This is a genomic window from Rhodoferax bucti (genome assembly GCF_005876985.1).
Taxonomy (GTDB): Bacteria; Pseudomonadota; Gammaproteobacteria; order Burkholderiales; family Burkholderiaceae_C; genus Allorhodoferax; species Allorhodoferax bucti.
In genome coordinates this window covers 227,000-245,862 of sequence record NZ_VAHD01000003.1, presented here as the reverse complement: position 1 = coordinate 245,862, position 18,863 = coordinate 227,000, and the positions used below count along the sequence as shown (strand labels likewise).

Genomic DNA, 18,863 nt, shown 5'->3' with positions numbered 1-18,863 from the left:
CTATGAACGCGCCACGTGCACGGGTTGCAAGGCGCCCCGTGCATGGGGTGCTGTTGCTGGACAAGCCTATTGGTTTGTCCAGTAATCAGGCTTTGCAGAAAGCCAAATGGTTGCTGCGAGCGGAAAAAGCGGGCCACACCGGCACGCTGGACCCCTTAGCGACCGGCGTGTTGCCGCTGTGCTTTGGTGCCGCGACCAAGTTCAGCCAGATGCATTTGGATGCCGACAAGGCCTATGAAACGACGGTACGACTGGGCATCAAAACCAGCACGGCGGACGCAGAGGGCGAGATTTTTAGCGAGCGTCCTGTGGCTTTTTCGCAGGAGCAACTGGATGCCGTGTTGGCACGGTTCACCGGGCCGATTGCGCAGGTGCCACCGATGCACAGTGCCTTGAAAAAGGACGGCAAAGCGCTCTACGAGTACGCGCGTGCGGGCATTGAAGTGGAGCGTGAAGCCCGCCATGTGGTGATTTATGCATTGAATCAGCTGCCGGCGCCCGTGGATAGTGCGCAACCAGCTATCAAATTGATAGTGGAGTGCAGCAAGGGAACCTATATCCGCACCTTGGGTGAAGAGATTGGTGAGGCCCTGGGGTGTGGCGGGCATTTGAGTGCGCTGCGCCGCATACGCACCGGCGGTTTTGATACCAGCCGATGCGTCAGTTTGGAGGCCTTGGAGGCCATGACGGAAGAGCAGCGTTTGGCGTGCCTCTTGCCGGTCGATGCGCTCTTGCCGCAGCATGTGCCTGTCACATTGGACAGTGAGAATGCGGCACGTTTTTTGAGTGGCATGCGCAGGCGCGGAGCGTGGGCGGATGCTGAGCAAGTGGCGGTATACGCCACGCAGCCCCGTGCCTTGCTAGGTACGGCGCATGTGAAGGCCGGGGAATTGATCCCGGTGCGTTTGTTGAGTCCGCTGGAGATCAGCGAAACCTTGGGCCAGCAGCAGGCCCTAGAACAGAGTTTGAAACAGAGTAACGAAACCTTGGCCCTAGGGGCGTAAGCAGAAAGTGAACCATGAGTAAACAAATCCGAAACATCGCCATCATTGCGCACGTTGACCACGGCAAAACCACCATGGTTGACCAGTTGCTGCGTCAGTCCGGCACCTTTGCCGAGCACGAAAAAGTAGTCGACACCGTGATGGACAACAACGCCATCGAAAAAGAACGTGGCATCACGATCTTGGCCAAGAACTGCGCGGTGAGCTGGGAAGGCACCCACATCAACATCGTGGATACCCCCGGACACGCGGACTTCGGCGGCGAAGTGGAACGCGCCCTGTCCATGGTCGACAGCGTGTTGCTGCTGATTGATGCCCAAGAAGGCCCCATGCCCCAGACCCGTTTCGTGACCAAGAAGGCCTTGGCCTTGGGTCTGAAGCCTATCGTCGTGGTGAACAAGGTGGACAAGCCCGGTGCCAACCCCGACAAGGTGGTTAACGCTGCGTTTGACCTGTTCGACAAACTGGGTGCAACCGACGAGCAATTGGACTTCCCCGTGGTGTACGCCTCCGGTATCAATGGCTGGTCTTCCTTGGAAGAGGGTGCGCCCGGTGAGCAGTGGGGCCCCGATATGTCGGCCCTGTTCAACACCATCCTGAAGCACGTGCCACCGAATTCCGGTGATCCCGCTGCACCTTTGCAGTTGCAAATTTCTGCGCTGGACTTCTCCAGCTTTGTGGGCCGTATCGGCGTAGGCCGTATCAGCCAAGGCACGATCAAGCCCATGCAAGACGTGGTGGTCATGGAAGGCCCGGATGGCAAGGCTGTCAAAGGCCGCGTGAACCAGGTGTTGACCTTCCAAGGTCTGGACCGCATGCAGAGCCCCTTGGCCGGCCCCGGCGACATCGTGCTGATCAACGGTATCGAAGACATCGGTATCGGCGTGACGGTGACCGACCCCACCAATCCCCAGCCTCTGCCCATGCTGAAGGTGGACGAGCCGACCCTGACCATGAACTTCTGCGTGAACACCAGCCCCTTGGCCGGTCGTGAAGGCAAGTTCGTGACCAGCCGCCAGATCTGGGACCGCCTGCAAAAAGAACTGCAACACAACGTGGCGCTGCGCGTCAACGAAACCGACGAAGAAGGCGTGTTTGAAGTGTTGGGTCGTGGTGAATTGCACCTGACTATCCTGCTGGAAAACATGCGCCGTGAAGGCTATGAAATGGCCGTGTCCAAGCCGCGCGTGATGTTCAAGGACATCAACGGCGAGAAGCACGAGCCTATCGAGCTGGTGACAGCCGACATCGAAGAGCAGCACCAGGGCGGCGTGATGCAAGCCATGGGCGAGCGTAAGGGTGAGTTGATCAACATGGAACCGGACGGCCGTGGCCGTGTCCGTTTGGAATACCGCATTCCTGCCCGTGGCTTGATCGGTTTCTCCAACGAATTCCTGAACTTGACCCGTGGTTCCGGCCTGATCTCCAACATCTTTGACAGCTACGAGCCGCACAAGGGTGAGATCGGTGGCCGCAAGAACGGCGTGCTGATCTCCATGGACGACGGTGAAATCTTTACCTACGCGCTGGGCAAGCTGGACGACCGCGGCCGTATGTTCGTGAAGGCGAACGATCCGGTGTACGAAGGCATGATTGTGGGTATCCACAACCGTGACAACGACCTGATCGTGAACGCCACCCGTACCAAGCAGTTGACCAACTTCCGCGTGTCTGGCAAGGAAGATGCGATCAAGATCACACCTCCTATCGAGTTGACCTTGGAATACGGCGTGGAGTTCATCGAGGACGACGAGCTGGTAGAAATCACGCCCAAGTCCGTGCGTCTGCGCAAGCGTTTCTTGAAAGAGCACGAACGCAAGCGCGCCAGCCGCGACTAAGCAGTGGGTGCGGCCTCTGGCCGCCTCATTCCCGTCACTGGGACCATACGCCCACGGACCGGTTTGACCGGCACCGGGGCGTTTTGTTTGGAATCAACACCCATGAAACTCACCCATAACCGTGCCATTTTTTTGATGGTCGCGGTCACTTTGATGTGGTCCACCGCCGGCGTGGTGACGCGGCATTTGGAGTCTGCCCGGAGCTTTGAAGTCACGTTTTGGCGCGCCGCGTTCACGGTGCTGAGCTTGGGCGTGTATTTGCCTCTCTCGCAAGGGCGCGACGTGTTTGCCAAAATGCGTGGCGCCGGCATGGCCTTCTGGCTCTCCGGGGTGTGCTGGAGCGTGATGTTTACCGCCTTTATGGTGGCGCTGACCTTGACCAGCGTGGGCAATGTGTTGGTCACCATGTCGCTCGGCCCCTTGCTGACGGCGGTGATTGCGCGCCTGTTCATCGGCCATCGCATTCCCGCGCGCACTTGGGTCGCGGTGGTGGTCGCAGGGGCGGGCATTGTGTACATGTATGCCTCTCAAATCGACACCTTGAGCCTCTGGGGCACCCTGGTTGCTTTGTGTGTGCCGATTGCAGGCGCGACCAACTGGACGGTGACACAACACGCCCATGCCCAAGGCCATGATGTAGACCTGATGCCAGCGGTGTGGGTGGGCGGCGTTTTATGCTGTGCGGTCACCCTGCCGTTGGCGTTGCCGTTTCAAGCGACACCACATGACGTGGCGCTGCTCGGCGTGTTGGGTGTTTTTCAGCTGGCGGTGCCGTGCGTGCTTAGTGTGCGATGTGCGCAAATTTTGAACGCCCCCGAGATCTCGTTGCTGCAATTGCTGGAGGTGATATTCGGTATCCTCCTCGCCTGGTGGGGCGCTAACGAGGCGCCCGGTATGGCGGTGCTGACCGGCGGTGCCGTCGTGATCTGCGCGCTGGTGGTGAATGAAGTGATTGGATGGAGACAACGGACATGAACGAGATGACAGCGTGCAACGACGTGGTGCTGGATGTGCAGGGGGGCGTGGGGTTTATCACCCTGAACCGCCCCAAAGCCCTCAATGCGCTGAGCCTGGAGATGGTGCGAGCCCTGAGCGCTGCGCTGCACGCCTGGCGCGAGGATGCGCGCATCCACGCTGTCGCCATCCGCGGAAGCCATAAGGAAGGGGTGTTTGGCGGCTTTTGTGCAGGCGGTGACATCCGCTTTTTTCATAGGGCCGCGTTGGCGGGTGACCCCGCTCTGGAAGATTTTTTCACCGAAGAGTACGCGCTCAACCACCTGATCCACCACTATCCCAAGCCCTATATCGCCTTCATGGACGGCATCGTCATGGGCGGGGGCATGGGGTTGAGTCAAGGCGCCTCGCACCGGCTGGTGACTTCCAAAACCAAAATGGCAATGCCGGAAACCCATATCGGCCTGTTCCCTGATGTGGGGGGCGGCTATTTTCTGAGCCGCTGCCCGGGCGCTACCGGCGAGTGGTTGGCGCTGACGGGTGAGGTCATCGATGCCGGTACCGCCATCACCCTAGGCTTGGCCGATCACTGTGTGGACCCCGAGCGGCTCAGTGATGCGTGGGCCGCGCTGTCGCAGCTTGACTGGAGCACCACCGATGCCTTGGCGTCGTGGACTGCTACTTATTCGATAGCGGCTGGCGCACATTCCATGAGCGCTAGAAGCCAAATTGATGCTGTTTTTAGCGCTGAATCGGTCGTTGCGATACTGGCACGCTTACATGCAGATGGCAGCGCGTGGGCCCTGCAAACCGAGGCGACATTGCGCAAGCGTTCCCCCCTGATGCTGCATGTGGCGTTGGAGCAGGTGCGCCGTGCGCGCACCATGCACCTGGCGGACGATTTGCGTATGGAGCGCGATATGGTGCGGCACTGCTTTGCGCCAAGCCATTTAGGGCGCACCGCCGCGCAGTCGGAAACCGTAGAGGGCATCCGGGCCTTGGCGGTAGACAAAGACCACCAGCCACGCTGGAGCCCTGCACGGGTGGAGGACGTCACGCCGGCAATGGTGGAGCCGTTTTTCAGCAGCCCTTGGCCTGCTTACGCCCATCCTCTGCGTCATTTGGGTTGAGTGACGGTATCTGCAGCGCTGATTTGCGCGAATACAAGCTCAGACAGTTGCATCAACGCAGCACGGTCCAAGACGCCGGTCAGGGCGTAGCCAAAGCCCTGGTCTACCCAGTAAAAGCTGCTGTTTTTGCCTTGGCTGCTGAATTGGAATGCCGTATCGTGGCCTGAGGGCTGCGCTGTGGGCGTGGACACCCCGCCCAGGTACAGCGTAATGCGATGGTCTGCGGCATCTTGAAACATAAATTGGGCCCGGGCCCCGGAGTCACCGGGTAACAGCCGCCCCCCCATCAAGGTGTAGCCCTCTGCACTGAGGTCGGGCACACGCAAAGTCCGGCCCAAACGCTTGGACAGCCATTGCACCAGGTGCGCTTGCTCTGCACTCGTGACCTCGACCGGGTGGCGCACCTCGGGGGCATAGACGGCATAGGCCACACTAGCTTGTTGTATGAAGGTATGGGGGCTCGACGTGCCCGCAGCCATGGCTGCGCCGGACAGGGGAGGGCGCATGTACCAACCGCCAGCAAACGCCAGCGCCACGCTGGCCGCCATGCCACCCCAGCGCGCCCAGAGGGTGTGGCGCTGCTGCCGCAGAGCCAGCTGGCGCAAACTGTCTTCAAGGTGGTCCGGCACGGGCGCTCCCCTGTCTTCGGGGTACAGAGCGCGAAGCGCCTGTGCTTGGGCCCTCCATTGCCGCGCCTCGCCATGGAGGTGAGGCTGTGCTGCCAGCAGGGCTTCCACAGCAGCGTGCTCTTCGGGCGAGAGGCGCTGGTCAACCCAGGCGTGAATTTGCTCTTGGGTCGGAGAGGGGCCGGAAACGGTGGGCATAAGGCGAATACTCAGCGGGAGCCGTGCAGGGGGATTATTTGTGCACCGGCAGGTTCGGAATGTGTTTCCTTGGCTGCAGGCCCGTTCATCAAGGCCTCCAGCCGGCTCCGTGCACGGGAGAGGCGCGACATCACGGTGCCTATCGGCGTTGCCGTGATGGCGGCGACTTCTGCGTAAGACATGTCCTCCAGCACCACGAGAAGCAGTACCGTCCGTTGCTCCTGCGGGAGCTGCATCAGGCAGTGTTGCAGGTCCAGGCGCATATCGCTGTTTGAGGGCGCGTCTGCCACCTTTTGGGCTTCTTGGTCCCACGGGCCGGTGGGGGCCAGTTGCTGTTGTCGCAGCGTGCGGCGCAGGTCGCTGGCATGGATGTTGTGCATGATGGTGAAGAGCCATGCCCGTAAATCGGTGCCGGCTGACCACAAGCGCCACTTGTCGCAGGCGCGCTCCAGGGTGTCTTGCACCAAATCATCAGCTGCCCACGCATTACCCGTGAGCGCCCGTGCATAGCGGCGCAGCCCGGGGAGTTGCTCGCGCAGCTGAGAGGGGTGCATGCAGGTTCAGGGTTTGATCAGGTGCCAAACGCCCTGCACACCGTCGCCAGTGGTGTCGCCTGCTTTGCTGTCTTTGATCCAGAAGTACAAGGGTTTGCCTTTGAGGGCCCACTGCTTCTTGCCATCATCTCGGGTGATGATGCTGTAGTCACCATGCGCTTTGTCGGAGTCGGTCGCCAGCAGCGGCGGCCAGTTGACGGCGCACGGCCCGTTACACACCGATTTGCCACTGCCGGTGGCGTCTTTGTCAAAGGTGTACAGCGTCATGCCGTTGGTGCCGGTCAATACACCGTTGCTAACCGCCACAGGCTCCGATGGGGACAGGGCTGCGCAGCCGCCCAGCAATGCACCAGACAGAACCAACAAAGAAACAAATTTCATGGGGGACTCCAGTTGAACGCAGGCGGAATGCCTGCTACCGGGATAAACGCATGCCACCTGCCGTTTATTCCATGACCCGCCAACTATTTTTTAGCGGTTGCGATCTTTCATGGCGCGCTCCACTTCGCGCTTGCCTTCGCGGTCCTTGATGGTGTCGCGCTTGTCGTGTTCGGCCTTGCCTTTGGCCAATGCAATGTCGCACTTCACTTTGCCACTCTTCCAGTGCAGGTTGATAGGCACAAGCGTGTAGCCTTTTTGCTCGACTTTCCCGGTCAGGCGCTTGATTTCTTCTTTGTGCAGCAGCAGCTTTTTGGTGCGAACCTTGTCCGGGCTGACGTGGCTGGATGCGGTGTGCAGCGGGTTGATCTGCAGACCGATGATGAACATTTCGCCATTGCGGATCACCACATAGCCATCGGTGAGCTGCACTTTGCCCTCGCGCAGAGATTTCACTTCCCACCCCTCCAGCACCAAGCCGGCCTCAAAGCGTTCCTCAAAAAAATAGTTGAACGCGGCTTTTTTATTATCAGCAATGCGCGAAGCAGTTTCGGGTTTTTTGGCCATGGAGACGAAGTGGGGGTGAGGTGCAGAATTGAAAGAGACGCATATGGGCTTGTCTACAATCCCGCGCAACCTCGTATTCTATGAAAACTGTCAACAAGTCCGTTCTGATCTGGTACAGCCCCGCTGAAATGTATGCCTTGGTGACCGACGTGGCCCAGTACCCGCGTTTCCTGCCCTGGTGTGACCATGCGCAAGTGCTCGCACAGGACGCCCAAGGCATGACCGCAGAAGTCGGCATATCGTTCAGCGGGATTCGGCAGACGTTTGTGACTCGCAATTCCCATGACGATGCCAAGCGGGTCGGCATGCAGCTGGTGAAGGGGCCGTTTTCCAATTTGGATGGAGAGTGGCTGTTTCAAGCCGTGGGGGACGGCAGCCAGCGCGCCTGCAAGGTGAGCTTGGCGCTGAACTATGGTTTCGAGAGCGGGACGCTTGCCAAACTAGTGGGCCCGGTATTCGACAAAATCGCCGCCAATCTGGTGGATGCGTTTGTCAAGCGAGCCCAGCAGGTCTATGGCGACTGACGGCACCCTCCGCGTGCTGGTGGTGTATGGGCATGCGCCGCGGCGGTGTCAGCAAATACCGATCGATATGCCGGATGGGGCTACGGTTGCGCAGGCCGTAGCTGCAAGTGGCCTGCTGCAAGCGCTTCCTGCCCATGAGGTGGATGAGTTAGGTCTTGCAGTCTGGGGGAGACGGGTCACCGCTCAGCACGCTTTGCGGGACGGCGACCGACTGGAAATCGTCCGCCCGCTCACGGTGGACCCGAAAGTCGCGAGGCGGGAGCGCTTTGCCAAGCAAGGCGCCAAGTCGGCAGGCCTTTTCTCCAAGCAGCGACAGGGCTCCAAAGCGGGTTACTGAGGCCAGTCCGGCTGGATTGCGCTACCGACAGTCTGCCTCGATGACGCCCTGAATTCGTTGCATCTCCGCAGCGCGGGTTGCATCGTCCAGGTACTCGCGTTCACCTGCCGCATTGGTGCGCGCCACCCGCACCCCGCTGTCAAATGTTGCTTTGGCCTGCTTGGCAATGCGGCAGTTATCCGTTTTGGCGCGTGCAATGCGGTCATCCTCAGCCTTCTTTTTCGCGGCCTCTGCTGCTTCAGCTTGTTTTTTCTTGGCCTCCAGCGATTTGTCTACGCCTGTGTCTTTGGGCGCTGGTGCCGGGGCTCCAGTGCTAGCGGTGGGGTCGGTGGCTTCTGGCGTGATCGGGCTCGCAGCGGCGTTGCCGGGCTTGCTCCCGGCAGGGCGTTTGAGGATATTTTTCTCGGGCACTTCCGAGCCGGGACCTCGATCGCTAAAGATTTTTCTCCCGTCTTTGTCAATCCATTGCCATTGGGCGCTTGCCCCCATGGCCAGGGTGAGCAGGAGTGTTGCTATGACGGTGTTCAGCAGTTTCATGGTGGCAGTTTAGCGTCTGGCCGCCTGAAAGCGGTGATGCACGCGGGTACAATCCAATTTTTGGAGCTTTGACATGCGCCTTCTCGGCAAAGCGCTCACCTTCGACGATGTGTTGTTGGTGCCAGCGTTCTCCCAAGTCCTTCCCAAGGACACCAGCCTCGCCACCCGTTTCTCCCGCAACATCGCATTGAACCTGCCGCTCGTTTCTGCGGCCATGGACACTGTGACCGAAGCACGCTTGGCAATTGCCATCGCGCAAGAGGGCGGTATGGGCATTGTTCACAAAAACCTCACGCCCGCAGAGCAAGCTGCGCAGGTGTCGAAGGTCAAGCGGTACGAATCCGGTTTGCTGCGTGACCCGGTCGTGATTACCCCTGACACCACCGTGCGCCAAGTGATGGCGTTATCGGACCAACTGGGTGTTTCCGGTTTTCCAGTGGTTGATGCGGGCAAAGTGGTCGGTATCGTCACCGGCCGCGACTTGCGTTTCGAAACCCGCTACGACCAGACCGTGCGCGAAATCATGACGCCCCGTGAGCGGCTGATCACCGTGCCCGACGGCACCACGCCAGAAGCCGCGAAAGCTTTGCTGAACAAGCACAAGCTGGAGCGCTTGCTGGTGGTGAACGAGGCGTTCGAGCTCAAAGGCTTGATAACCGTGAAAGACATTACCAAGCAACTCAACTTTCCCAATGCCGCCCGGGATGCAACCGGTCGCTTGCGCGTAGGCGCTGCGGTGGGCGTAGGTGAAGGCACCGAGGCTCGTGTGGAGGCGCTCGTCGCTGCGGGTGTGGATGCGATTGTGGTCGACACCGCCCATGGTCACAGCAAAGGCGTGATTGACCGCGTACGATGGGTAAAGCAAAACTTCCCGCAAGTGGATGTGGTTGGTGGCAACATTGCCACCGGCTCCGCGGCACTCGCGTTGGTAGAGGCTGGTGCGGATGCTGTGAAAGTGGGTATTGGCCCCGGCTCCATCTGCACCACCCGCATTGTGGCTGGTGTGGGCGTGCCCCAGATCATGGCGATTGACAGCGTGGCCACCGCGCTCAAAGGTACGGGTGTTCCTTTGATTGCTGACGGCGGTATCCGTTACAGCGGTGACATCGCCAAGGCCATCGCGGCAGGCGCCAGCACCGTCATGATGGGGGGCATGTTTGCCGGTACCGAAGAGGCACCAGGTGAGGTGATCTTGTACCAAGGGCGCAGCTACAAGAGCTATCGCGGCATGGGGTCTATCGGTGCCATGCAGCAGGGCAGTGCGGACCGCTATTTCCAGGAGTCCAGCACGGGCAACCCCAATGCGGACAAACTGGTGCCGGAAGGTATTGAGGGGCGTGTGCCGTACAAGGGTTCTATGGTGGCCATCGTTTTCCAGATGGCCGGTGGTATCCGCGCCAGTATGGGCTACTGCGGTTGCGCCACGATTGCCGATATGCAAGACCAAGCGGAATTTGTAGAAATTACGACAGCGGGCATCCGTGAAAGTCACGTCCATGACGTGCAGATCACCAAGGAAGCCCCCAATTACCGAGCTGACTGACCGGACCCAGGCCCATGCACCAGAAAATTCTCATTCTCGACTTCGGTTCTCAAGTCACCCAGTTGATTGCACGCCGTGTGCGCGAAGCACACGTGTTTTGCGAAGTACATCCTTGCGACGTCAGCGACGAGTGGATTCGCAACTATGCGGCCGATGGGCAGCTCAAAGGCGTCATCCTGTCCGGTAGTCACGCCAGCGTGTACGAAGAGGCTACCGACAAAGCGCCGCAATCTGTCTTTGAATTGGGTATTCCGGTGCTAGGTATTTGCTATGGCATGCAAACCATGGCGCAGCAATTGGGCGGCAAGGTGGAGGCCGGGCATACACGTGAATTTGGATTCGCCCAGATTCGTGCACATGGTCATACCGAATTGTTGAATGGCATTCAGGATGCTGTGAATGACGACGGGCATGGCTTGTTGGACGTCTGGATGAGCCACGGCGACAAAGTCACCGAACTGCCTCCAGGTTTCACGCTGATGGCCAGCAATGCGGCATGCCCGATTGCCGGTATGGCTGACGAGTCACGTAAGTTTTATGCGGTGCAGTTCCACCCTGAGGTGACCCACACCGTCCAAGGCCAAGCCATGCTAGAGCGCTTTGTGCTGGGCATATGCGGTACGCGGGCAGACTGGATCATGGGGGACTACATTGCTGAAGCCGTAGAGCGCATTCGCGCCCAAGTGGGTGATGAGGAAGTCATTTTGGGTCTTTCCGGTGGTGTGGACTCATCGGTTGCTGCGGCACTGATCCACCGGGCGATAGGGGATCAGCTGACTTGCGTGTTTGTGGACCATGGCCTGCTTCGCTTGAATGAAGGCGACATGGTGATGGAGATGTTCGTGGACAAGCTCCATGCCAAAGTCATTCGGGTCGACGCCTCTGCCCAGTTCTTGGGGCATCTGGCAGGTGTGACGGAGCCCGAGGCCAAGCGCAAAATTATCGGTCGAGAGTTTGTGGAGGTGTTCAAGGCAGAAGCTGCCAAACTCAAAGCCTCCGGTGCTTCCAAGAAGGGGGCCAAGTGGCTGGCGCAGGGGACGATTTACCCTGACGTGATCGAGTCCGGCGGCGCTAAGTCGAAAAAGGCGGTGACGATCAAGAGCCATCACAACGTGGGCGGTTTGCCGGAGCAGCTGGGCTTGAAGTTGCTGGAGCCCTTGCGCGAACTTTTTAAAGATGAGGTACGCGAGCTGGGCGTGGCCTTGGGTTTGCCTGCAAATATGGTTTACCGCCATCCTTTCCCCGGACCTGGGTTGGGCGTGCGTATTCTCGGTGAAGTGAAAAAAGAGTACGCCGATTTGCTGCGCAGGGCCGACGCTATTTTTATAGAAGAGCTTCGTAACGCGCCTTACGCGGGCGGAAATACCCTGGGCTCGAACCCTCGTCTTGCTCCCAAAACTTGGTATGACGCCGTTTCTCAGGCCTTCACTGTATTCTTGCCGGTTAAAAGCGTGGGCGTCATGGGTGACGGACGCACCTATGACTACGTGGTGGCGTTACGCGCAGTCCAAACGAGCGACTTCATGACCGCGGATTGGGCCGAGTTGCCCTACAGCTTGCTGAAGACCGTCTCGGGACGCATCATCAATGAGGTTCGCGGTATCAATCGGGTTACCTACGATGTGAGCAGCAAGCCGCCAGCAACTATTGAGTGGGAATAGCGGCCTGCCGGCATCTGCGTTGGATTCAACGGTGGCTTAGTGCACAATGTTCTTATGAATACTGGCAATCTGTTAGACCCGCATACAGACGCAGATGCACTCCAATTTCTGGATGACGAAACTATCGTCGGCATGCAAAGAGAGCCCGTGTGGCGTCTTTTGATTGTTGACGATGAACCAGACGTTCACCGTGCCACGACCTTCGCACTGTCGGGTGTGCGCATACTGGGTAGGCCGCTAGAGTTTCTTCATGCGTATTCGGCGTTGGAGGCCTCAGATTTGCTTCGCAGCGAGTCGGAGGTTGCTATCGTTCTGCTGGATGTCGTGATGGAAAGGGAGGATGCAGGTCTGGCCTTGGTGCGCACCATCCGGCAAGAGTTGAAGCTGACAGAGCTGCGCATTATTCTGCGCACAGGGCAACCCGGTTATGCACCGGAAATTGAAACCATCCACGACTTCGACATCAACGACTACAAGACCAAGTCGGAGTTAACGCGCACAAAGCTTTATGCAACAGTGACGGCGGCTCTGCGGGCTTACGAGCAGATTCGCAAGTTGGATGAGATGGCCTTTTATGACCGGTTGTCGTGCTTGCCCAATCGCAATAAATTTATTGATCTCAGTGACGAGCGACTAAATGATCCGGCTTTGCATGAGGACGTTGTCGCCATTTTGGATATTGATGACTTCTCTGAAATCAATGATGCGTTAGGGCATCAACAAGGCGACAGGCTTTTGCAAGCGGTCGCTGAGCGATTGAAAAATGAACTAGGCCCCGATGCAGTGCTTGCCAGAATCGGCAGCGACACATTTGGGTTAATGGGGCCCACTGACATTGTGGATCCGCTTCGTGTGCTGGCATTGTTCCGTTCGCCTTTCGTGGTTCAAGACGATGCCATGGTTGTAACCGCAACGATGGGGCTTACCCGGTTAACGGCCGGGGGAGTTTGCGGCGGTGATGCACTAAAAGACGCCAACATCGCATTAAAACGAGCCAAGAAAAGCCGACGAGGAAGTTTCGTTGTTTTCTCTGCAGAAATGGGTTCGGATATTCGTGAGCGTGTTCGGCTGCTTCAGAGTTTGCGCAGTGCGGTGGAGAGCGAGCGGTTGTTTATCGTTTACCAACCGCAGGTCAACTTGTCTACCGGAGACGTGGTGGGCATGGAGGCCTTGATTCGTTGGAAAAACGAGGACGGTACCTTTGTTCCGCCGGATAAGTTCATTCCTTTGGCTGAGGCGTCTGGGATGATCATCGCGATCGGTGATTGGGTATTGCGGATGGCTTGTTTCGAGTTGGTTCGCCTCCAGTCGCTAGGCTTGGCGGGCCTGCGTATGTCTGTCAATGTTTCACAAATTCAGTTTAGGCATCCCGAGTTTCTCGAAAAACTCGGTGCTGCGCTTTTGGATACTCGTATTCGGCCCGAGTGTTTGGAGTTGGAAATTACCGAATCCGTTGCGATGGAGGACGCGGACTTTATGCTGGAAACGCTGCATATGGTCCGAGAAATGGGAATTTCTATTGCCATTGATGATTTCGGGACTGGATATTCGTCCCTCAGTCAATTGCGTCAACTACCCATCGACCGCTTGAAAATTGACCGTGCGTTTGTAAATGAATTAAGTTCTGATGTGCTCGGTGGGCATATTGCTTCGATGGTGGTTGAGTTGGGTAAAAACTTGAATCTCAAAGTGATCGCCGAAGGAATTGAGACGGAGATGCAAGCCCAAAAACTCAAGGATTTGGGTTGCCATGAAGGGCAGGGCTATCTGTATGCCAGACCTATGACTCCACCTTTGCTGAAAGATTGGCTTCGCGAGCGTGGCTGCATCCAATCCGCCTGACGAGTACTTTATGCAGCTTGCAATTCAGCAAGCTGCAGAGGCTGAGTTAGCAAATGAAGTCCCGGTCGGCGCGGTGATCGTGAAAGACGGGGAGGTTATTGCTGTCGGCAGAAATAGAACTCTGGAGACGGGTGATCCTACTGCGCATGCGGAAATTGTTGCTTTGCGTGAGGCAGCAAAAATAGTAGGAACGCATCGCCTGGACGGCTTAGAGCTCTTTGTTACGTTGGAACCGTGTCCCATGTGCACGGGTGCAGTGTTCCACAGCCGGTTGTCAAGGTTGGTGTACGGGGCTGCTGATCCCAAGACGGGGAGCGCCGGCTCTGTGACTAATTTATTCGACATTCGCCAACTCAATCATCATACGGCCTTGACCGCTGGTGTTCTGGCAGAAAGCTGTGGATCACAGCTACAGTCATTTTTTCAGAAAATTCGCCGAGATAAGACGCGCGCACGAGTCAGGCTACGAGAAGATGCAGTCCGGTCCAATGAGAAAGACTTCGCTGAGTTCAAGGAATTTTTGACGGATAGCCACTATTTCGTAACCTCCGAAGGATGGCGAATTCATTACATTGATAGTGGTGGAGCGCCCGAGTCAAAGGTGATTTTGTGTCTGCATGATTTTCCTTTTTGGTCTTATCAGTTCAAGCGCTTGTTGCCTTTTTTAACGAAGCGAGGCTATCGCGTCGTAATGCCTGACTTGGTCGGATGTGGTTTGAGTGATAAACCCAAAAGAAGTAGCTGGCACAGTCCACAGAGTCACGCGGCTGCATTACATCAATTGTTATCTAGCTTAGCGGTTTCTCGTGTGCAGTCTATTGCATTAGGTGCTTCAGAAAAAATTATAGAAAACCTAGTAATTATTTCAAATATTAAATTTGATAAGATCTTTGTTGCTGGCTTGCAGGAAAATTCTATAACTAAATCAATTAATAAAAATAATCCATTGAGCGGGTATTTTTTAGATCCTATAATCTGGTCGCGTGCGAGTGCTAAATATCTTCAAGATTTGTTAATTGATGATGTCAAGGCCTTCTTGGTACCGTTTCCCGATAAGGGGCATGCTGGAATACTAAAGTATCTTGCTGAGATTGAGGGTGGCAGCTTCTGCCGTTTTCTAGCGTTGTCAGAATCTTCTGTTGATACTTTATTTGAAAATTTAAATTTTCCGAATTATGGGTGAACACATATATATATACTCTCCATCAGGGGCTATTAGAGATAAAAATGCCTTCAAGAGAGGAATCAAGAGACTTTCACAATTGGGTTACAACGTAGAGGTCGATACGGGTTCCCTGTTGTCATCTACCCGTTTTGCTGGGGATGATGAGCAACGCGCGCAAGCCTTCTCCAGGGCTGCTGACAGCGGTGCCGACGTTGCGCTTATTTCAAGAGGCGGCTACGGTATCACCCGAATATTGGATATATTGCCCTACGAGAAAATCGCTGCCTCTATTGAAAACGGCACCAAATTTGTAGGTATCAGTGACTTCACGGCATTTCAGGCTGCGATCTATGCCAAATGTAAGAGTGTGACCTGGGCTGGACCGGCACTATGTGAGGGGTTCGGCAGTGTTGAAAATGACGGTCTTCCAGACGACATTATGGAAGACTGTTTTTATGATTTGATATCAGGGCAAGGGGAGGGTACTGGTTGGCGCCAAGACCGGAACGCTCATTATGTTGAATCTGATCAAACTTTGGCCACCGACGCTGTTGTCTGGGGCGGCAATCTTTGCGTTTTAAGTGGATTGCTAGGAACGCCATATTTCCCAGCAATAAACAATGGAATTTTGTTCCTCGAGGATGTGGGGGAGCATCCGTATCGCGTTGAGAGAATGTTGTCTCAATTACTGTATGCGGGTGTTCTATCAAATCAGCGCGCAATTGTCTTGGGCCAATTTACAAGCTTTAAATTAAATTCGCATGACAGAGGCTTTTCAATGAAGGTGGTTGTTGAATGGTTAAGATCTAAAACCAATGTACCTGTCATCACCAACCTACCATACGGGCATGTTCAGACCAAGGTTGTACTGCCGTTCGGCAAGTATGCCGAGCTAGCAGTTCATTCGAAGGATGTCATGCTATTTTGGGGGCATTGAAATTAATCTAATTACCCTTTGGATGGGTTCGGGGAACTAAATACGCATTCGGTATGAGTCCCCGAAACATTTGACTAATCTCACTTAACTTACTGCGGGCTACAGCCTCGCCGTCCATGGCTGATATGGCTGTCATAACATCGTTTCGCAAATGCCAGAGATCCTGAATATCTTGGGCATAAGAAACTCGCAAATGAATGCGTGGAAAATTATCGGCAGCTTCTTCTCCAAGTTCATGCAGCATCGCTGCGCGAATTTCCTGGATGGTGTGAGGTGTTTGATTTTTTTCGAAAAATGTAGATTTCAGGAGTAGATAAATTTTTTTTTGTTCGGCTCATTGTTTTCCAACGCGTGTGTCTAATGATCAGTCTCGCAGTACGATAAGCAACTAGGAACAAAGAGACAAGAGGGCAGTCCCTATTCGGTCTTTTTTAGTCGATGCCAAATCGTAGGCCTCCCGAATCTATTCCTCGTGTGTGAAAATTTCATGATGCCTATCAGCTACTTTCGGTCCAGCGTGTCGTTCGATGTAATGACTATCGAACCTATGAGCGTATGTGTCGCCCTTAGTGATCTTGCAACGAAGTCTAGGTAGTCGCTGATATGAGCGTGCGTTCGACAGTAGTTTTTACAGATTTACATGGCAGTACGGCCGTCTTCGGTGCGCTTGGTAACGCACGTGCCACCGCCGCAATTACGCAGATCACATCATGGATTAGTGGTCTCTGCGCTCCGCATCGTGGACGCCTTGTAAAGACATTGGGAGATGGCGTCATGGTTGTATTTGCAGATAGCGTTGAAGCTATTGATTTCGTACTCGATGTACAGCGCTCCTACCAAATCCATTCTGCCAGTACCCCGCCGGAACTTCGTTTGCCAATACGAATTGGTTTGGCTTGCGGTGACATTGAATTACTAGCAGGCGACTGTTATGGTGATGCCGTTAACGTTGCTGCCCGGCTATGCGACCTGTGCGGACCAGCTCAAATTTGGGCCAGTGCTTCTGTGGTCGAGTCAATGGACAAACGGTTCGGACCCAGTGTGCGTTCTTTAGGGCCTATTCACATACGCGGCCGCCAGGAGGTTTGTGATGTTTTCCAGATCGAATGGCGTGAAGAAGAGCCCTCTGATTTTTTAACAATGCAAGCTGGCTTGGGTCCAGACGGTGGCATAGCGTTCAGAGATGCTTTGGGAAAAGAGATATGCCTTATGGCAGGCTCCAATCAATCGACTTTTAAGTCTTTCGAGTTACCGGTGCATATTGGACGTGTCAAAACTGCTGAGTTCGTTGTGTCTGATCCGCGCGTATCTCGTACTCACGCAAAGCTGGAATGGCGAAATGGTGGAATTATTTTGGTCGATCTCAGCACCTATGGAACAGGTGTTCGGTTCGCGGACGACCACAGCGGTGATTTGCTGCTTCGAAGGGATGAATGTGTGCTCCACGGGAGTGGCAGTATCTCGCTGGGCGGATCTTTTGCGGATGAAACCGTTCCATGCATCCAGTTTGAAGTCAGGTGAGGAGCTCTATCACCTATGCATTTAACTTTACATAATATACATCGTATAAAGTAGAGTGAATCATAAAAATCCAACCCAGTCTGCAACTACGCCTCCAACTCACCAAGCGCCTTTAGGCCGGCGTGCCCTAACAAACGCTGCGATGATCTCTGCGGATTCTGTGCGTTTCACTTGTTGTGCGAAATCAATGGCGGTGAGGCCAATCGCATTTTTCAAAGTCGGGTCTGCTCCCGCCTCCAGTAGAGTTTTTACTGCGGAGCTGTTTCCGTACATGGCGGCCATCATCAGGGGTGTAGATCCGTTGGGTGATGCTGCATCGATGTAGGCATAGCTGTCCAAAAGCAAACGGATCACCTCTACATGGCTATTGGTGGCTGCGTAATGCAGTGGTGTCCAGCCTGGTTTGTTGACATCGGCATCCATTTCAAGAAGCAATTTGCACAACGCGAGATTGCCATCGAGTGCCGCAAGCATGAGCGCGCTCTCGTCGTTCCGGTTGCGTTGTTCCACTTTGATGTCAGGGTGTGCCAGCAGCGTCTCCGTAACCTTTGGAGCCGGTGTACGGATAGCTAAAAGCAGACCAGGTACGCCGCGTGGATTTACTGTGTTGGGATCAAAACCTCGGTTCAGGAGCTCCTGTACCAAGGGCGCATTGTCTTTGTCGATGGCCAGAAAAAAATCATCGTAAGAGCCTGCAAACACCAGCGTTTGGGTCCACCCAAGCAAACACAGCAACAGAAACCTGATGTGCTTCAACATGGCTACACCTTGAACAAAAGAGTGAAGTTGCGATCGGTTATTGCAGCGACCTCTTCCACGGTGCAATTACGCACTTTGGCGATTTCAGCGGCAACAAACGGTACATACGCAGGATTGTTCGTCTTGCCGCGATAGGGTACGGGTGCCAAATAAGGGCTGTCTGTCTCAATCAACAAACGATCGTCCGGCACTATCTTCACCACATCCCGGATACTTTGGGCCGACTTGAAGGTGACTATGCCGGAGAAGGAAATATAGAAACCAAGCTCCAACGCTTGCCGAGCGATGTTCACATCTTCAGTAAAGCAATGGAAAACCCCGCCTGCGCTCGCTGGATCGCCGAACTCCCCTTCCTCGCGCAGCAAACGAAGCGTGTCTTCAGATGCACTCCGGGTGTGAATAACCAAGGGCTTCTTCAGTTGGCGTGCGGCTCTGATATGTGTTCGAAAGCGCTCGCGCTGCCACTCCATGTCTGCAATCGAGCGCTCGCCCAATCGGTAATAGTCCAGCCCGGTTTCCCCGATGGCGACCACTTTAGGGCGCGAGCCTAAACGCACCAGCTCGGTGAGTGATGGCTCTTGCACGTCGTCGTTGTCCGGGTGCACGCCGGCGCTGGCCCAGATGTGAGGTTGCGATAGCGCAAACTGATGCACCGTATCAAACTCTTCCAGGGTGGTGCAAATACATAGCGCGCGATGCACCTGCGCCGCTTCCATAGCTTGCGCAATGGCAGGCCAATCGTTGACCAAGTCCGGGTACGTGAGGTGGCAGTGTGAATCAGTGAACAT

At 55.7% G+C, this 18,863-nt stretch carries 19 protein-coding genes; 12 read left to right on the top strand and 7 right to left on the bottom strand.

The window, feature by feature from the left end; all coding sequences use genetic code 11:
• Nucleotides 1-2 precede the first annotated feature (2 nt).
• The 4 genes from truB to FDM28_RS12175 all read left to right on the top strand — a co-directional run bounded on the left by truB (nt 3) and on the right by FDM28_RS12175 (nt 4,926).
• Nucleotides 3-1,004, top strand: coding sequence for a tRNA pseudouridine(55) synthase TruB (truB, locus tag FDM28_RS12190; protein WP_138515457.1), 1,002 nt, complete (start codon nt 3-5; stop codon nt 1,002-1,004).
• A gap of 14 nt (nt 1,005-1,018) precedes the next feature.
• A complete protein-coding gene (gene typA / locus FDM28_RS12185) occupies nt 1,019-2,842 on the top strand; it encodes a translational GTPase TypA (RefSeq protein WP_138515455.1) in 1,824 nt (607 codons plus the stop codon).
• Nucleotides 2,843-2,944: 102 nt separating this feature from the next.
• Nucleotides 2,945-3,817 (top strand): DMT family transporter, encoded by an 873-nt coding sequence (locus tag FDM28_RS12180; protein WP_138515454.1) that lies wholly within the window; start codon nt 2,945-2,947, stop codon nt 3,815-3,817.
• Nucleotides 3,814-4,926, top strand: coding sequence for an enoyl-CoA hydratase/isomerase family protein (locus FDM28_RS12175; protein ID WP_138515453.1), 1,113 nt, complete (start codon nt 3,814-3,816; stop codon nt 4,924-4,926). Before FDM28_RS12180 ends, FDM28_RS12175 begins: the two co-directional genes overlap by 4 nt.
• Here FDM28_RS12175 and FDM28_RS12170 read toward each other — a convergent pair.
• The 4 genes from FDM28_RS12170 to smpB form a co-directional block, all read right to left on the bottom strand.
• On the bottom strand, nt 4,914-5,750 hold the full coding sequence (locus FDM28_RS12170; RefSeq protein ID WP_138515452.1) for an anti-sigma factor family protein: 837 nt from the start codon (nt 5,748-5,750) through the stop codon (nt 4,914-4,916). The genes FDM28_RS12175 and FDM28_RS12170 overlap by 13 nt on opposite strands.
• 11 nt (nt 5,751-5,761) lie before the next feature.
• The gene (locus FDM28_RS12165; protein ID WP_138515451.1) at nt 5,762-6,304 is read right to left on the bottom strand and encodes a sigma-70 family RNA polymerase sigma factor; all 543 of its coding nucleotides are present in this window, start codon (nt 6,302-6,304) and stop codon (nt 5,762-5,764) included.
• Between the two features lie 6 nt (nt 6,305-6,310).
• On the bottom strand, nt 6,311-6,685 hold the full coding sequence (locus tag FDM28_RS12160; protein ID WP_138515450.1) for a COG4315 family predicted lipoprotein: 375 nt from the start codon (nt 6,683-6,685) through the stop codon (nt 6,311-6,313).
• A gap of 90 nt (nt 6,686-6,775) precedes the next feature.
• Nucleotides 6,776-7,249: an SsrA-binding protein SmpB gene (smpB, locus tag FDM28_RS12155; RefSeq protein ID WP_138515449.1), complete on the bottom strand. Its 474-nt coding sequence runs from the start codon at nt 7,247-7,249 to the stop codon at nt 6,776-6,778.
• 80 nt (nt 7,250-7,329) lie between these two features.
• On the opposite strand from smpB, the gene FDM28_RS12150 reads away from it, so the two are divergent.
• Together FDM28_RS12150 and FDM28_RS12145 are read left to right on the top strand one after the other, a co-directional pair.
• Entirely contained in the window at nt 7,330-7,773 is a 444-nt protein-coding gene (locus tag FDM28_RS12150; RefSeq protein WP_138515448.1) for a type II toxin-antitoxin system RatA family toxin, read from the top strand.
• Nucleotides 7,763-8,110: an RnfH family protein gene (locus FDM28_RS12145; RefSeq protein WP_138515447.1), complete on the top strand. Its 348-nt coding sequence runs from the start codon at nt 7,763-7,765 to the stop codon at nt 8,108-8,110. The genes FDM28_RS12150 and FDM28_RS12145 overlap by 11 nt, the downstream gene beginning before the upstream one ends.
• 21 nt (nt 8,111-8,131) lie before the next feature.
• On the opposite strand, the gene FDM28_RS12140 is transcribed toward FDM28_RS12145, so the two are convergent.
• Nucleotides 8,132-8,647: a DUF4124 domain-containing protein gene (locus tag FDM28_RS12140; RefSeq protein WP_138515446.1), complete on the bottom strand. Its 516-nt coding sequence runs from the start codon at nt 8,645-8,647 to the stop codon at nt 8,132-8,134.
• 73 nt (nt 8,648-8,720) lie between these two features.
• Here FDM28_RS12140 and guaB point away from each other — a divergent pair, with 73 nt between their 5' ends.
• The 6 genes from guaB (at nt 8,721) to FDM28_RS12110 (ending at nt 17,316) form a co-directional block, all read left to right on the top strand.
• Nucleotides 8,721-10,190 carry an IMP dehydrogenase gene (guaB, locus tag FDM28_RS12135; RefSeq protein ID WP_138515445.1) on the top strand — a complete coding sequence of 490 codons (1,470 nt, stop codon included), beginning with the start codon at nt 8,721-8,723 and terminating at the stop codon, nt 10,188-10,190.
• A gap of 14 nt (nt 10,191-10,204) precedes the next feature.
• Nucleotides 10,205-11,851 carry a glutamine-hydrolyzing GMP synthase gene (gene guaA / locus FDM28_RS12130; RefSeq protein ID WP_138515444.1) on the top strand — a complete coding sequence of 549 codons (1,647 nt, stop codon included), beginning with the start codon at nt 10,205-10,207 and terminating at the stop codon, nt 11,849-11,851.
• A gap of 54 nt (nt 11,852-11,905) precedes the next feature.
• Nucleotides 11,906-13,693: a putative bifunctional diguanylate cyclase/phosphodiesterase gene (locus FDM28_RS12125; RefSeq protein ID WP_138515443.1), complete on the top strand. Its 1,788-nt coding sequence runs from the start codon at nt 11,906-11,908 to the stop codon at nt 13,691-13,693.
• Nucleotides 13,671-14,876: a tRNA adenosine(34) deaminase TadA gene (tadA, locus tag FDM28_RS12120; protein WP_138515442.1), complete on the top strand. Its 1,206-nt coding sequence runs from the start codon at nt 13,671-13,673 to the stop codon at nt 14,874-14,876. Before FDM28_RS12125 ends, tadA begins: the two co-directional genes overlap by 23 nt.
• The gene (locus FDM28_RS12115; RefSeq protein ID WP_138515441.1) at nt 14,869-15,795 is read left to right on the top strand and encodes an LD-carboxypeptidase; all 927 of its coding nucleotides are present in this window, start codon (nt 14,869-14,871) and stop codon (nt 15,793-15,795) included. The genes tadA and FDM28_RS12115 overlap by 8 nt, the downstream gene beginning before the upstream one ends.
• A gap of 603 nt (nt 15,796-16,398) precedes the next feature.
• Nucleotides 16,399-17,316 (top strand): adenylate/guanylate cyclase domain-containing protein, encoded by a 918-nt coding sequence (locus tag FDM28_RS12110; RefSeq protein WP_138515440.1) that lies wholly within the window; start codon nt 16,399-16,401, stop codon nt 17,314-17,316.
• Between the two features lie 99 nt (nt 17,317-17,415).
• On the opposite strand, the gene FDM28_RS12105 is transcribed toward FDM28_RS12110, so the two are convergent.
• Together FDM28_RS12105 and FDM28_RS12100 are read right to left on the bottom strand one after the other, a co-directional pair.
• Entirely contained in the window at nt 17,416-18,075 is a 660-nt protein-coding gene (locus FDM28_RS12105; protein WP_138515439.1) for an ankyrin repeat domain-containing protein, read from the bottom strand.
• A 2-nt stretch (nt 18,076-18,077) separates the two neighbouring features.
• Nucleotides 18,078-18,863 carry a TatD family hydrolase gene (locus tag FDM28_RS12100; protein ID WP_138515438.1) on the bottom strand — a complete coding sequence of 262 codons (786 nt, stop codon included), beginning with the start codon at nt 18,861-18,863 and terminating at the stop codon, nt 18,078-18,080.

What these genes read in the sequence shown, in the direction of transcription:
- truB (WP_138515457.1), top strand. Translation starts at nt 3, where the DNA reads ATGAACGCGCCACGTGCACGGGTTGCAAGGCGCCCCGTGCATGGGGTG.
- typA (WP_138515455.1), top strand. Translation starts at nt 1,019, where the DNA reads ATGAGTAAACAAATCCGAAACATCGCCATCATTGCGCACGTTGACCAC.
- FDM28_RS12180 (WP_138515454.1), top strand. Translation starts at nt 2,945, where the DNA reads ATGAAACTCACCCATAACCGTGCCATTTTTTTGATGGTCGCGGTCACT.
- FDM28_RS12175 (WP_138515453.1), top strand. Translation starts at nt 3,814, where the DNA reads ATGAACGAGATGACAGCGTGCAACGACGTGGTGCTGGATGTGCAGGGG.
- FDM28_RS12170 (WP_138515452.1), bottom strand. Translation starts at nt 5,750, where the DNA reads ATGCCCACCGTTTCCGGCCCCTCTCCGACCCAAGAGCAAATTCACGCC.
- FDM28_RS12165 (WP_138515451.1), bottom strand. Translation starts at nt 6,304, where the DNA reads ATGCACCCCTCTCAGCTGCGCGAGCAACTCCCCGGGCTGCGCCGCTAT.
- FDM28_RS12160 (WP_138515450.1), bottom strand. Translation starts at nt 6,685, where the DNA reads ATGAAATTTGTTTCTTTGTTGGTTCTGTCTGGTGCATTGCTGGGCGGC.
- smpB (WP_138515449.1), bottom strand. Translation starts at nt 7,249, where the DNA reads ATGGCCAAAAAACCCGAAACTGCTTCGCGCATTGCTGATAATAAAAAA.
- FDM28_RS12150 (WP_138515448.1), top strand. Translation starts at nt 7,330, where the DNA reads ATGAAAACTGTCAACAAGTCCGTTCTGATCTGGTACAGCCCCGCTGAA.
- FDM28_RS12145 (WP_138515447.1), top strand. Translation starts at nt 7,763, where the DNA reads ATGGCGACTGACGGCACCCTCCGCGTGCTGGTGGTGTATGGGCATGCG.
- FDM28_RS12140 (WP_138515446.1), bottom strand. Translation starts at nt 8,647, where the DNA reads ATGAAACTGCTGAACACCGTCATAGCAACACTCCTGCTCACCCTGGCC.
- guaB (WP_138515445.1), top strand. Translation starts at nt 8,721, where the DNA reads ATGCGCCTTCTCGGCAAAGCGCTCACCTTCGACGATGTGTTGTTGGTG.
- guaA (WP_138515444.1), top strand. Translation starts at nt 10,205, where the DNA reads ATGCACCAGAAAATTCTCATTCTCGACTTCGGTTCTCAAGTCACCCAG.
- FDM28_RS12125 (WP_138515443.1), top strand. Translation starts at nt 11,906, where the DNA reads ATGAATACTGGCAATCTGTTAGACCCGCATACAGACGCAGATGCACTC.
- FDM28_RS12115 (WP_138515441.1), top strand. Translation starts at nt 14,869, where the DNA reads ATGGGTGAACACATATATATATACTCTCCATCAGGGGCTATTAGAGAT.
- FDM28_RS12110 (WP_138515440.1), top strand. Translation starts at nt 16,399, where the DNA reads ATGAGCGTGCGTTCGACAGTAGTTTTTACAGATTTACATGGCAGTACG.
- FDM28_RS12105 (WP_138515439.1), bottom strand. Translation starts at nt 18,075, where the DNA reads ATGTTGAAGCACATCAGGTTTCTGTTGCTGTGTTTGCTTGGGTGGACC.
- FDM28_RS12100 (WP_138515438.1), bottom strand. Translation starts at nt 18,863, where the DNA reads ATGTTCACTGATTCACACTGCCACCTCACGTACCCGGACTTGGTCAAC.